General features: G+C 36.7%; 10 protein-coding genes. 7 read left to right on the top strand and 3 right to left on the bottom strand.

Annotated features, from left to right (window positions below; all coding sequences use genetic code 11):
- Positions 1 to 9 precede the first annotated feature (9 nt).
- Complete coding sequence (locus IGJ93_RS10890; RefSeq protein ID WP_067482849.1) at positions 10 to 1179, top strand: AI-2E family transporter; 1170 nt, start codon at positions 10 to 12, stop codon at positions 1177 to 1179.
- Positions 1180 to 1288: 109 nt separating this feature from the next.
- Here the strand turns inward: IGJ93_RS10890 and IGJ93_RS10885 are convergent, their stop codons facing one another.
- Entirely contained in the window at positions 1289 to 1909 is a 621-nt protein-coding gene (locus IGJ93_RS10885; RefSeq protein WP_067482848.1) for an FMN-dependent NADH-azoreductase, read from the bottom strand.
- Between the two features lie 721 nt (positions 1910 to 2630).
- Here IGJ93_RS10885 and IGJ93_RS10880 point away from each other — a divergent pair.
- The 6 genes from IGJ93_RS10880 to manA all read left to right on the top strand — a co-directional run bounded on the left by IGJ93_RS10880 (position 2631) and on the right by manA (position 10641).
- Positions 2631 to 3284: a TetR/AcrR family transcriptional regulator gene (locus IGJ93_RS10880; RefSeq protein WP_071869108.1), complete on the top strand. Its 654-nt coding sequence runs from the start codon at positions 2631 to 2633 to the stop codon at positions 3282 to 3284.
- Positions 3285 to 3299: 15 nt separating this feature from the next.
- Positions 3300 to 5027, top strand: a complete 1728-nt coding sequence (locus IGJ93_RS10875) for an ABC transporter ATP-binding protein (protein ID WP_071869107.1) — start codon at positions 3300 to 3302, stop codon at positions 5025 to 5027.
- Entirely contained in the window at positions 5024 to 6913 is a 1890-nt protein-coding gene (locus IGJ93_RS10870) for an ABC transporter ATP-binding protein (RefSeq protein WP_071869106.1), read from the top strand. The genes IGJ93_RS10875 and IGJ93_RS10870 overlap by 4 nt, the downstream gene beginning before the upstream one ends.
- A gap of 639 nt (positions 6914 to 7552) precedes the next feature.
- Positions 7553 to 8389 carry a VOC family protein gene (locus tag IGJ93_RS10865; RefSeq protein ID WP_071869105.1) on the top strand — a complete coding sequence of 279 codons (837 nt, stop codon included), beginning with the start codon at positions 7553 to 7555 and terminating at the stop codon, positions 8387 to 8389.
- Between the two features lie 231 nt (positions 8390 to 8620).
- Positions 8621 to 9646, top strand: coding sequence for a serine hydrolase domain-containing protein (locus tag IGJ93_RS10860; protein ID WP_071869104.1), 1026 nt, complete (start codon positions 8621 to 8623; stop codon positions 9644 to 9646).
- Between the two features lie 38 nt (positions 9647 to 9684).
- Positions 9685 to 10641, top strand: coding sequence for a mannose-6-phosphate isomerase, class I (gene manA, locus IGJ93_RS10855; protein ID WP_067482833.1), 957 nt, complete (start codon positions 9685 to 9687; stop codon positions 10639 to 10641).
- 92 nt (positions 10642 to 10733) lie between these two features.
- Here manA and IGJ93_RS10850 read toward each other — a convergent pair whose 3' ends face one another.
- Both IGJ93_RS10850 and IGJ93_RS10845 read right to left on the bottom strand, forming a co-directional pair.
- Entirely contained in the window at positions 10734 to 11429 is a 696-nt protein-coding gene (locus IGJ93_RS10850; RefSeq protein ID WP_067482831.1) for a type 1 glutamine amidotransferase, read from the bottom strand.
- A complete protein-coding gene (locus IGJ93_RS10845) occupies positions 11422 to 12774 on the bottom strand; it encodes a Mur ligase family protein (protein WP_067482829.1) in 1353 nt (450 codons plus the stop codon). The genes IGJ93_RS10850 and IGJ93_RS10845 overlap by 8 nt, the downstream gene beginning before the upstream one ends.
- Positions 12775 to 12860 lie beyond the last annotated feature (86 nt).

Raw genomic sequence — 12860 nt, 5'->3', positions numbered from 1 at the left:
GAGGGACATATGGAGGAGAAAAATAAAAAAGGAAAACCAATTTCCTGGTTTTGGAAATGGTTTTTAAATAATCAAGTAGTAACGGCCTTATTAGTTGTTCTGCTTTTATTAGTAATCGTCTTTCTTTTTACGAAAGTGTCATACCTATTTGAACCTGTGTGGCAATTCTTAGCTATCGTTGGCCTACCAATTATTTTAGCGGGTATTTTATATTATTTGATGAATCCTGTGGTGGACTATTTAGAGAAGAAAAAGATTCCCAGAATTTACAGTATTATTGGTTTATTTGTCGTTGTGGTGGCGCTAATCGTTTGGGGAATCGTAGTGATTGTGCCAAAAATTCAAGAGCAATCAGTTAGCTTTGCTAGTAATTTCCCACAATATGTCGACACGATAGATGATAAATTAACAGAAATCTTACGCGATCCTTTGTTTAATCAATTTCGTGAACAACTTGAGACTGCGGGGGATAAAATTATTAATTCTGCCGGCGATTTGATTAAGAACCTTTCAAAAACGACCGTTCAAAGTGTTGGAAGTATCGTAGGAGCGGTAGCGACAGTCATTGTGGCAATTATGACGATGCCATTTATCTTGTTTTATTTATTGAAAGATGGACGTCAATTAGCACCTTACTTTGTTAAATTCTTACCAACACGTATGAGAAAACCAACTTTGAAAGTATTAAGTGAAATGAACGATCAAGTATCTTCTTATATAAGAGGTCAATTGACTGTGGCTTTTGCTGTGGCAATCATGTTTATCATTGGTTTTTCGATTATTGGATTGGAATATTCAGTGACGTTAGGTATTGTTGCAGGATTCTTGAATCTAATTCCGTACCTTGGCTCATTTTTAGCCATGATTCCAGCAGTCTTTCTTGGGATTGTAGCAGGGCCTTTGATGTTGGTGAAAGTGATTATCGTCTTTATTGCCGAGCAAACGATCGAAGGACGATTGATTTCACCATTAGTTTTAGGGAATCAATTAGCGATTCATCCAGTAACGATTTTATTGGTTTTACTGACTTCTGGAAAACTGTTTGGAATTGTGGGAGTTATTTTGGGAATACCTGTTTATGCGGCAGCCAAAGTAATCATCACGCATATTTTTGAATGGTACACAACGATTTCTTCCTTATATGAAGACGATCCAGTTGAAACGCCGAAAAAAGAATAGGCAACTATCTTAAAAATCAAAAAAAGAAACATAAATAAAAACAGCAAACGACAATCGAAAACTAGATTGTTGTTTGCTGTTTTTTTGTTGTAAAAGAGATCTGTTTTGCTTAGAAATCTTTTCCTAATTGAGTAGCTTTGTCTAGTGCTTCTTGCATCAATTCTTCTGCACGGTCAGGTGTGTAGTCGATTCCTTCGATAAATAATTGATCGATTTCGTCAATTCCAATAAAGTTCAAGATTCCTTTAACATATTGTGAAGCAAAATCTTGGCCTTGATAAATACCACCATTTGATTGGATGTGTAAAGCTTTCTTTCCTTGAACTAAACCTTGAGGACCATTTTCTGTATATTTGAATGTTTTACCAGCTACGTTGACCGTGTCAAACCAAGCTTTTAAACGTGTTGGAATATTTAGGTTCCAAAGTGCGTTGGCAATGACGATTTTATCAGCAGCTAGAAATTGTTCAGTTAATTCGTTAAACCGCGCGATTTTATGTTGTTGCTTTTCAGTTAATTCTGAGAAGTCGGCTCCAGTACGAAGAACTTCCCAACCAGATAATAATTCTTCGTCAATTTCAGGAATATCATCACGGTAAAGATCAAGAATAGTGATTTCATCTTCTGGATGACTTTCTTTATAGCTAGTTAGAAATGTAGAAAGAGCTTTAACTGAGCGTGATTCTTCAGCAGTTAAAGGATGACCTTTGACAATTAATACTGATGACATAATGATTCAATCTCCTTTTTTGTAAACATACTTGTTATGTTCAAGACTAACAAAGCTAGTTTAATCGAAAAAGAAAAGGCTATCAAGGTTTAAAAACAAAGAATAGTTCATTTAGCTGCTTTTCTTTTTTACTACTCATTCTTTTTTTACTGATCCATTTGGTGGAGCCAAAACAAAAGCATACTGAAATCAAGTGTAAAAAAATAAAAAAACTTCAACTAAAGGCCAGTTTGTTTAGATTTATTTACCTCGACATCGGTAAAAGTATATTGGAAATGATTGATTTGCATGGCTATAATTTAGTTATTCCACCATGTTGATTTGGGATGAACATCTCAAATAACCCCACAAGTGGAAGAGCTGATTTTTTTACATAGTCGTAGCAAATCATCACTCTTTCATTAGAGTTGCTGTTAGTTCATTGTTTTTACAAAAAGATAGCCGAAGAGACTTCTCATATTCTAAGTTCGTCTGGCTGGCAAACGGGTTTTCTTTTAGGCAAATAATGAACGAACTCAAACGTAAAAGGTGGGAAACCCTTACTCACTTATTTTTAAAAGAAGCAGTGCATTCGTTTAACGGATGTACTGTTTCTTTTTTGCAGTTGAAATAAAGGAAAAAAATAATGTAAAAAACTTGCAAAACAGTCTGCTGGTGTTATAATGACATAGCGTCATATGACAACGCGTCATTTGGGCGAAGAAACGAAAGGAGGAGGACTATGCCAACACAAACATTTTTTCATTTGCCAAAGGAAAAGCAACAACGATTATTAGCCGCTGCGAATGCTGAGTTTTCACGTGTGCCGTTAAAGGATGCGTCAATTGCTAATATCGTGAAACTAGCTGAGATACCACGTGGTAGTTTTTATCAATATTTTGAAAATAAAGAGGATCTGTACTTCTATTATTTTGAGACACTGCGACGTGATAGTTCGCGAGATATGCGAAACTTGATGAAAGAAGTTCATGGAGATCTTTTTGAAGGCTTCGAGCTTTATTTTGAAAAGATGATTCGCGAAATCTTAGCAGGAGAAAATTCTGCATTTTATCGACACTTATTCATGAACATGGATTATCGCGCTTCACGTAAAGTGACTCCTCATCTTTCTGAAGAGGAAAAGGCAAAAAAAATGCCACATAAAAGACATAAGCAGGATACTCAAGCTTTAATAGAAGTGATTGATCAAACAAAACTAAAAGTAAGAGATTCACACGAATTAGAGCTGCTGATATCACTGTTGATGAATGCTGTTTTTTCAACGATTACACATTCATACAAATCACTTTCAGTGACGAAAGACTACTCAGTTGAACAAGCAATCGAAGAATTTAAGTTAAAGCTTTCTTGGTTGAAAGAGGGAGCCTATAAGTAGAAAGAAGGGGAATAGATGCTGAAAATTATTAAACGAATTTCCATTACTTCTGCCATTGCCGCAGTTGGTTTTATGGTTGTTCAAGTTTTGGCAGACTTATATTTACCAACATTGACATCCAACATTATTGATAAAGGGGTAGCTAAAGGAGACATTGACTATATTTGGCAGACTGGCTTTGTCATGATTGGCTTTTCATTGATTAGTATTTTAGCTGCTATTGGAAATACTTTTTTTGCGACGCGTGAGTCACAAAAATTAGGGAAAAAATTACGCTCAGATGTTTATCAAAAGGCAGAAAATCTAACAAATGATGGCTTTGATAAATTTGGAACAGCCTCGTTGATTACGAGAACAACAAATGATGTGACACAAATTCAAATGGTTGTTCAAATGTTTTTACGGATGATGATCAACGCACCTATTACATTGATAGGGGCAAGTTTTCTTGCTTATCAAAAAGATCAAGAGTTAACAAAAATCTTTTTGGTAGTTATCCCAATCATGTTAGTTTTAGTTGGCGGTATTATGTATTTTGCGGTTCCGTTGTTTAAGAGTATGCAAAAGAAAACGGACCGCTTGAACTTAGTTTTCCGTGAAGGCTTAACGGGTGTCCGCGTGATTCGTGCGTTTGATAAAACAAAGTTTGAAGAGAACCGTTTTGATTTAGCAAATAAAGATTACACAAACACGGCGATTCGCGTGAACTCAATTGTTGCATTGATGATGCCGTTGATGACGCTAATCATGAGTGGAACAAACGTAGCAATTACTTGGTTTGGTGGACACTACATAGCTGAAATGAATTTAGAAGTTGGGAATTTAATTGCTTTTATGACTTATGCGATGCAAATCCTAATTAGTTTCATGATGCTATCAATGATCTTTATCATGGTTCCTCGTGCGCAAGCTTCTGCTGATCGGATCAATGAAGTATTAGACGAAGATATCGATATTACGGACCCAAAAAATCCAAAAGAAGTAACGCTTGCCGGAAAGTCTGCAACGTTGAATTTTGACCATGTGGATTATCGTTATCGTGGTGCAGAAAAATTAGCGCTTGAAGATATTGATTTTCGTGCAAAATCAGGGGAAATCGTTGCGATTATCGGTGGAACTGGTTCTGGTAAAACAACGTTAGTGAATTTGATTCCTCGACTATATGAAATTGAATCAGGCGAAATTCGTTTAAATCAAACGGATATTCGCGAAATGACTCAAGAAAACTTGCGTGATTTGATTGGTTTCGTTCCACAAAAAGCGATTTTATTTTCTGGAACGATTCGGGAAAACATGCAATATGGCTTACCTGACGCAACGGATGAAATGATCTGGAAAGCATTAGAAATTGCTCAAGCAAAAGAGTTTGTTTCTGAGTTGGAAGACGGGCTAGATAGTCATGTTGAACAAGGTGGAGGAAATTTTTCTGGTGGACAAAGACAGCGGTTAGCGATTGCTCGCGCATTAGTCAAACCAGCAGATGTTTATGTATTTGATGATTCATTTTCTGCGCTTGATTTCAAAACAGATGCAAAACTTCGTCAAGCATTGAAACAGGACATGACCGACAGTATAACTGTTTTAGTAGCGCAACGCGTAAGTACCGTCATGGATGCTGATACGATTTTAGTTTTAGATGAAGGCAAGTTAGTTGGTAAAGGAACACATAAAGAACTGCTAGAAACAAATGAAACTTATGCGGAAATTGTTCGTTCGCAATTAAGAGAGGAGGACTTAGCATGAGTAAAGAAAAAACACAATCCTCTCATGGATCAATGCGTGGCGGAGGTGGTCATGGACCTGGGCGTAACATTGGTGCAAAAGGAGAAAAAGCAAAAAACTTCTGGGGGACAGTTAGCCGCCTCTTTAGCTATATGTCAAAACGACTAATTGCGATTGTTTTAGTATTTGTCTTGGCAATTGCGGCAGTGATTTTCCAAATCCAAACGCCGAAAGTTCTAGGTCGTGCAACAACTGAAATTTTTAAAGGCGTCATGATTGGCGCGAAACAGATGCAGCAAGGTCAAAAAGTGACTGAATTTCCAATTGACTTTGATAAAATCGGCCAAATTATTGCGACCGTCATTGTCATGTATGTTATTGCTGCCGTGTTTAGTTTCTTACAACAATTTATTATGACGCGTGTCTCACAACGAACAGTTTATGATTTGCGTAAGGACTTAGAAGCTAAAATGAACCGAGTACCCATTTCTTATTATGATACACATACGAATGGGGATATTATGTCTCGGGCAATCAACGATATGGACAACATTGCAAGTACCCTTCAACAAAATTTGACGCAATTTGTAACGAGTACAGTTACACTGATTGGGGTCATCGTGATGATGTTATCAATTAGTTGGCAATTGACACTAGTCGCTTTACTAATGATTCCGTTAAGTTTAATCGTTGTGATGATCGTCGCACCAAAATCACAAGTATATTTTTCAGATCAACAAAAGAGTTTAGGTTTGTTGAATAACCAAGTAGAAGAAACCTATGCTGGTCACACGATTGTTAAAACCTTTAATCATACTGGAAAAGATCAGGAAGTTTTTGAAGTTGAAAATGAAAAACTTTATGCGTCTGGTTGGAAAGCCCAATTTATTTCGGCAATCATTATGCCATTGATGAACTTTGTTAAGAATTTAGGCTATGTGTTTGTCGCTGTCCTTGGTGGGATTAAAGTAGCAAATGGGAATGTTTCTTTAGGGGATGTTCAAGCATTCTTGCAATATACAAGCCAATTCTCACAACCAATTACTCAAATCGCTAGCTTAATGAATACCATTCAATCAACTGTCGCTTCTGCAGAACGTGTATTTGAAGTCTTAGACGAAGCTGAAATGACAGATGAACCTTCAGGACTCCCAGTAGAAGAAGATTCTCCCTATAAAGTTCGCTTTGAAAATGTACAGTTTGGTTATACTGAGGATAACTTATTGATGACCGATTTTAACTTAAATGTCAAACCGGGAGAAATGGTCGCAATCGTTGGCCCAACTGGTGCAGGTAAAACTACGTTGATCAATTTGTTGGAACGTTTTTATGATGTGTCTGGCGGAAGCATTCGCTATGAAGGTGTTGATACTCGAGACTTATCCCGTGATGAGTTGCGTGCCAAATTCTCGATGGTCTTACAAGATACGTGGTTATTCACAGGTACAATCTATGACAATATCCATTATGGAAATGAACAAGCCACAAAAGACCAAGTAATTGCCGCTGCCAAAGCTGCTCATGTGGATGATTTTGTTCGTAAATTACCAGAAGGATATGACACGATTTTAAATGAAGATGCAAGTAACATCTCTCAAGGACAACGCCAATTGATCACGATTGCTCGCGCATTCTTGGCTAATCCAGATGTCTTGATTCTGGATGAGGCAACTTCAAGTGTTGATACTCGAACAGAGATTTTGATCCAACGAGCAATGAACCGTCTCTTAGAAAATCGGACAAGTTTTGTGGTTGCGCATCGCTTGTCAACGATTCGCGATGCAGACAATATTATTGTGATGAATCATGGATCAATTGTAGAAACAGGTAACCATGAAGAACTAATGGCTAAAGATGGTTTTTATGCTGATCTTTATAATAGTCAATTTTCTGAAGAAGTTGCTTAATAACAAGAGGTTGTGGCGCCAAGCGATTAGCTTCAAGCAATAAGGATGCTTTTCTAAAAATAGTTTTCCATATTTTTATGAAAAGAGGACTTATTGCCGAAGAAGCTGCTTGGAGAACACCGTGAATAGAGGTTGTGGTGTCAAGCGATTAGCTTCAAGCAATAAGGATGCTTTTCCAAAAATAGTTTTCCATATTTTTATGAAAAGAGGACTTATTGCCGAAGAAGCTGCTTGGAGAACACCATGAATAGAGGTTGTGGTACCAAGCGATTAGCTTCGAAAAAATAATGAGCAACTGACAAAAATAGCTTTTCATATCTTTGTACAGTTGTGAATTATTTCGAGGAGTTGCTTTGGGAACACCGTTTATTCTAAAAAGGGATGTGACAGAAGGATTGTCACATCCCTTTTTCATATTTATTTGAAATAACCAACTGATTGGCAACGAAAAATAATTAAAAAAGCTGTATTCAGGAAAAGTTATTTGTTAGATTCCGCCAATTTTTTTGATTTTCTTGAAGAAAATGGAGATTGATGTTACTCTCGGACTAAATAAATTTCACAAATTCTTAGTTATTGCTTGAAAGAAGTGACATCCATCGTTAAAATATAATTTGACGCAGAAGGGGAGTAGAATAAATGAAAGATTTTAAATTGGGGGCTACTACCTATTTAAAAAGTGTGGCTATCCGAGTCAAAGATCGCGATAAAATGATTGCTTTTTATAAGGATACAGTTGGTTTTGATTTGAAGCGTGAAGAAAATGAGTTGGCTATTTTTGGTACACAAGATAGTGACAGTGAAATGCTTTTACTAGAAGAAAGCCCACGTGCGAACAATCACACAGGTGAAATCAAAAAGTTGAGTCGCTTTTCTTTGGTCATTCCAAGTGTGGAAGAAATGGCAGATATGTTATGCCGTATCCGTAAAACAAATTATCCAATTAAAGATGCACTGGAAGATCAAGCACGTATGGGAATCTTATTAGTTGACCCAGAAAGTAACGAACTTGAAATTTATTACGAAGAAAAAAATGCTGAAAAAGCAGAACCTGAAGTAATGGATCAAGAAGCTTTACTGCGAAAATCTGAAGAAAAATTCACAAAGTTAACATCAGGTGCCTATTTTGAAAAAATTCATTTGAATGTTAGCGACCTAGCGAAAGAGCGCCAATTTTTGAGTCATGTACTCGGACTAAAAGTACATAACGAAGAAAATGGTCTGCATGTACTGAACGAAGGCGATTTTCATGTTGGTTTGAACCAAGCAGTAGGTGGAACAATCGACTTACCAACAGATGAGGTTTTAGGATTAGACTTCTTGAAATTTGTCGTGACACCAGAAAACATGGAAACATTGATTGAACATTTACAAGCTGAAAATCTTGATTTCTTCGTAGATAAGAAAAAATCAGTCATCACTGTGTATGATGCAATTGGTATCGAGTGGTGGTTTGTCAGCAATCCTAAAAAATAGCTAAATAGATTGGAGTCAGCCAAAAAATAATTTCTTAACGATAGTGCTGACTGCAATCATTTTGATAAAGGACAAGAGTAGCTGGATGGCTTCTCTTATTTTTTTTAAACAAAGTAATCGAAAGAAATCAACTGAAACAGCTTGCTTCACTACCCAGAAAAATATATGCTTGTGCTGTATGAATGATCAAATCCTTCAAAGAGATTCTTTGAGTAGAAATGAGGAAAGAACATGTATCCAGAAACAAAACAAATGATTTTGACTAAACTTGCGGAAGGTTTTTACCCCGGTGTTGTAGCTGCTTTTATCAAACAAGAAAAAGTCGAATCATTTGCAGCAGGACAAGCCCAAATTGTTCCTGATACACAACCGATGTCAGAAGACTTACTTTTTGATGCAGCATCGTTAACGAAAGTCATCGCTACCACAACACTTGTTTTACGATTGTGGGAAGACGGTAAACTTGACTTGGATCAACCGCTCCAGCGCTATTTACCAGCATTTGAAAACCAGACAATTACCATTCGTCATTTATTGACGCACACTTCAGATATTCAAACTTGGATACCTGACCGAGATTCATTAACACAAGAAGAGTTGATTGCTGCTTATTTAACATTGCAACCTGGAGCTGAGTTAGGCAAAACGGTAAAATATACTGATGCAGGGACGATCTTGCTTGGTTTGATGTTGGAAGAAATTTATCAAGAGCCAGCGGTTGAATTATTTCAAGAACAAGTTCTTGAACCTTTAGGAATGATGAATAGTTTATTTTTACCTTTTCCATCTAAAAAAATCGTTCCTACTGAACAATTACCCTCTGGAGAAGTTTTAAGAGGAATCACTCATGACCCTAAAGCAAGAATTTTAGCTGAACATGCTGGAAATGCAGGGTTATTTTTGGATTTAGAAGATAGCATTTCTTTTGTTCAAATGTATTTGGCTAAAGGAAAAGTCAATGGGGGACAATTTTTGACTACCCAAACGATTGAGTCATTACTTCAAGATCATACACCTGAAAAAAATGGACAGCGATCATTAGGATGGGCTCTTAAATTAGATCAAAAGGATCAACATCCGATACTTTTCCACACGGGATATACAGGAACGTTCCTGTTAATTGATGTTATTAGTCAAGAAGGCTTTATCTTTTTATCCAACCGTATTCATCCAAATGATGCGCGTGAAGCCTATCTTGAATGTCGTGATGAAATTGTTGAAACTTATCTGAAAGAGAAAGCGTTCTTACAAAAATAGTGCTATAATAGCTATGAAAGTTGAGAGGAGTTTGAATTATGCAAGAACCTATGTTTTTAAAACCAGTTTTCCAAGAAAAAATTTGGGGAGGAAGTCGCCTACGTTCTGTATTTGGATTTGACATTCCTAGTGACAAAATTGGAGAGGACTGGGCAATCAGTGCGCATCCTCATGGTGTAAGTATCGTTGAAAATGGCGAATTTAAAGGTCAAAAATTAGATGACCTTTGGGCAAATCATAAAGAGTTATTCGGTCACCCCACAGAACCAGTTTTTCCATTACTAATTAAAATTTTAGATGCAGAAGATGAATTATCTGTTCAAGTCCATCCAGATGATACATATGGAATGGAACATGAAGGTGAACTAGGTAAAACAGAGTGCTGGTACATCATTGATGCAGAGCCAGGCGCAGAAATCATTTATGGTCATCACGCAAAAACACGTGAAGAACTTGCGAAAATGATTGAAGAAGGTCGTTGGGATGATTTATTGAAACGTGTTCCTGTGAAAAAAGGTGATTTCTTCTATGTACCAAGTGGAACAATCCACGCAATTGGTAAAGGAATCATGATTTTAGAAACACAACAAAGTTCAGATACGACTTACCGTGTTTATGATTACGATCGCAAAGACGATCAAGGAAATACCCGTGAATTACACATCCAACAATCAATTGATGTAACAACTGTTCCAGCGAAAACGCCAGAATTACACGTAAAAGAAATTCGTGAAGGCAATTCTTCCGTAGTTACGTATCTAGAAACAGAATTCTTTAACGTTTATGAATGGGACGTTAAAGGCATCATGTCATTTAAAAAACAAGCACCTTATACGCTGATGACAGTAATTGCTGGCGCTGGCGAGTTAGTGGTTGATGGAAAAACTTATTCATTGGAAAAAGGGACAAGCTGCATCATTCCTGATGGCGTCAAAGAATGGACGATCCAAGGTGAGTTAGCAATTATTGCTTCTGTTCCCGGTGAAAAGAAATAATTGATTGAAAGAATGCAAAAAAGAATGAGCCAACGCGAATTTCGCTTTGGTTCATTCTTTTTGTTTGAGTTTTTTGTATGAAATGCTAGGTGCTACATTTTTGTTGTCACAGTTGGCAAATCTAACTCTTTTCCATAACGCTTTTCTAAAGCTAGGCGAATCAAGCGTTCAGCTAAGTGTTCATTACGTGCTAAGATAGGACCATGGAAGTAAGAACCATAAACATTACGGTAAATAACTCCTTCAGACTGATCTTCGCCATTGTTTCCTTCTCCTTGAACGACTTTCCCAAGAGGACGTTCACCTTCACCTAAGAAAGTTCGTCCATTATGATTTTCAAATCCATAATAAGTTTCGTCAAATTCTTCATTGTGAATAACAATATCTCCGATAAAACGATTGTTGTCTTGGCTAAGTGTGTAGTGATCTAAAGCACTGATTCCTTGGATTTTTTCACCATTAGCGCCCATGTAATAGTGACCAAGTAATTGATAGCCACCACAAATCGCAAGCATGACACCATCATTTTCAATATAGTTTGTCAAAGATTCTTTCTTGTCTTGAATGTCTTCTGAAATAATCAGCTGTTCAAAGTCTTGCCCACCACCGAAAAAGACTAAGTCATATTTTTTTTCATCAAAAGGTTCATGGATGCTGACGATTTCAGAATTGAAAGTCACGCCCATTTTTTCGGCAACGTATTTGAGCATCAATAAATTTCCGTTATCCCCGTAAGTATTCATTAAATTACCATACAGGTGCGCAATAGTTAATTCATAATTAGCCATTATTCATGCCTCCCTTAATATATCCCTGATTTGCCAATTCTTTACGCAACTGCAAAACAGCGGTGTAAGTCGCTAGAATATAAACATGTTCGGTTGGAAGTGTTTTGATTTTTTCAATTACTTCAGGAATTTCTTTTGTTTCCGTTAATTTTTCTTCTGGAATACCCGCAACTTTTAAGCGCAAAGTCATGTCTGTATGGCGATCTCCACCAGAGATAACTGCTGGAATAGCCATGGTTGCGAAGTTTTCATAGTTGCCATCCCAAATCCAACTGACATCAATTCCATCAGCATAATTCGCATTTAGTAGGGAAACTAATGAAAACGGGTAAGGCGCAAGACCAATCATATCAATTACTTGATTGATTCCAACCGGATTTTTAACAAGGATCAATGTGCATTTCTTGTCATTGATTGTTATCGTTTCTTGCCGACCAAAGACTTTTTCATCATAACCCAGACCTTGTTTGATTTTTTCTGGTGCGACACCATAATATTCAGCCACAGCTGTAGCAGCTAACGCATTATACACGTTATACATTCCACCAACTTCGATACCATACTCATGTCCATCAATGACAAAATCAGCAGAAACGTTATCCATACGAATCATCTCAGTTAAACGATAATCAAGTTCAGGACGTTTAAAGTCACAATTTGGACAATAATACTTCCCTAAGTTCGCATAAGTGATCATTTTATAATGTAAGATATGATGACATTTTGGACACAGAACGCCATCTGTGTTGTAGTGAGCCATTTGTTCATGATCTTCTTCGTGATCAAACCCATAATATTTGTTTGGATTGACTGTTTGTACCGAATTGAAAATTGGTGAGTCACCATTTGAAATAATCGTTGCATTTGGTGCTTTTGCAGCACCGTCAACAATCATTTTGTACGTTGTATAAATTTCACCGTAACGATCCATTTGGTCACGAAAAATATTTGTGAATAAAAATAGTTCAGGTTTCATATATTCTGTCACTTTACTCAAGCTAGCTTCGTCAATTTCGAGAACAGCAAATTTTTTCTGTCCTTTTTTTGGTTTGGCTTGTAAGAATGTTGAAACGATTCCTTGAACCATGTTTGCACCAGTTGGATTTGTCAAAACTTCATCAAATTGTTGACGCAAAATATTAACAGTTAAGGCAGTGGTCAATGTTTTTCCATTTGTTCCAGTTACGACAACTACTTCATAATCTTTGGCTAAACTATCTAAAATATGCGGATCTATTTTAAGAGCAAGCTTACCAGGTAAGCTTGAGCCACCTTTAAAAAATGTTTTCAATGCCCATTGTGATGATTTCCCAACTGCAATCGCAAATTGACTGCGTATTCCCATTATGTAACCTCCAAAAAACGTCGTGTTGACGAGTAAATTCAACTTATCATACCACATGTTGAAAAAAAGGTTAAATTGCTTTTCTT

The organism is Enterococcus sp. DIV0174, from assembly GCF_050529065.1.
Classification (GTDB): domain Bacteria; phylum Bacillota; class Bacilli; order Lactobacillales; family Enterococcaceae; genus Enterococcus_B; species Enterococcus_B thailandicus.
Note: the sequence above shows the minus strand (reverse complement) of the source record. Positions and strands in the feature narration are given on the sequence as shown.

Coding starts and splice junctions, on each gene's coding strand:
- IGJ93_RS10870 (WP_071869106.1), top strand. CDS start 5,024: ATGAGTAAAGAAAAAACACAATCCTCTCATGGATCAATGCGTGGCGGA.
- IGJ93_RS10875 (WP_071869107.1), top strand. CDS start 3,300: ATGCTGAAAATTATTAAACGAATTTCCATTACTTCTGCCATTGCCGCA.
- IGJ93_RS10885 (WP_067482848.1), bottom strand. CDS start 1,909: ATGTCATCAGTATTAATTGTCAAAGGTCATCCTTTAACTGCTGAAGAA.
- manA (WP_067482833.1), top strand. CDS start 9,685: ATGCAAGAACCTATGTTTTTAAAACCAGTTTTCCAAGAAAAAATTTGG.
- IGJ93_RS10845 (WP_067482829.1), bottom strand. CDS start 12,774: ATGGGAATACGCAGTCAATTTGCGATTGCAGTTGGGAAATCATCACAA.
- IGJ93_RS10890 (WP_067482849.1), top strand. CDS start 10: ATGGAGGAGAAAAATAAAAAAGGAAAACCAATTTCCTGGTTTTGGAAA.
- IGJ93_RS10860 (WP_071869104.1), top strand. CDS start 8,621: ATGTATCCAGAAACAAAACAAATGATTTTGACTAAACTTGCGGAAGGT.
- IGJ93_RS10865 (WP_071869105.1), top strand. CDS start 7,553: ATGAAAGATTTTAAATTGGGGGCTACTACCTATTTAAAAAGTGTGGCT.
- IGJ93_RS10880 (WP_071869108.1), top strand. CDS start 2,631: ATGCCAACACAAACATTTTTTCATTTGCCAAAGGAAAAGCAACAACGA.
- IGJ93_RS10850 (WP_067482831.1), bottom strand. CDS start 11,429: ATGGCTAATTATGAATTAACTATTGCGCACCTGTATGGTAATTTAATG.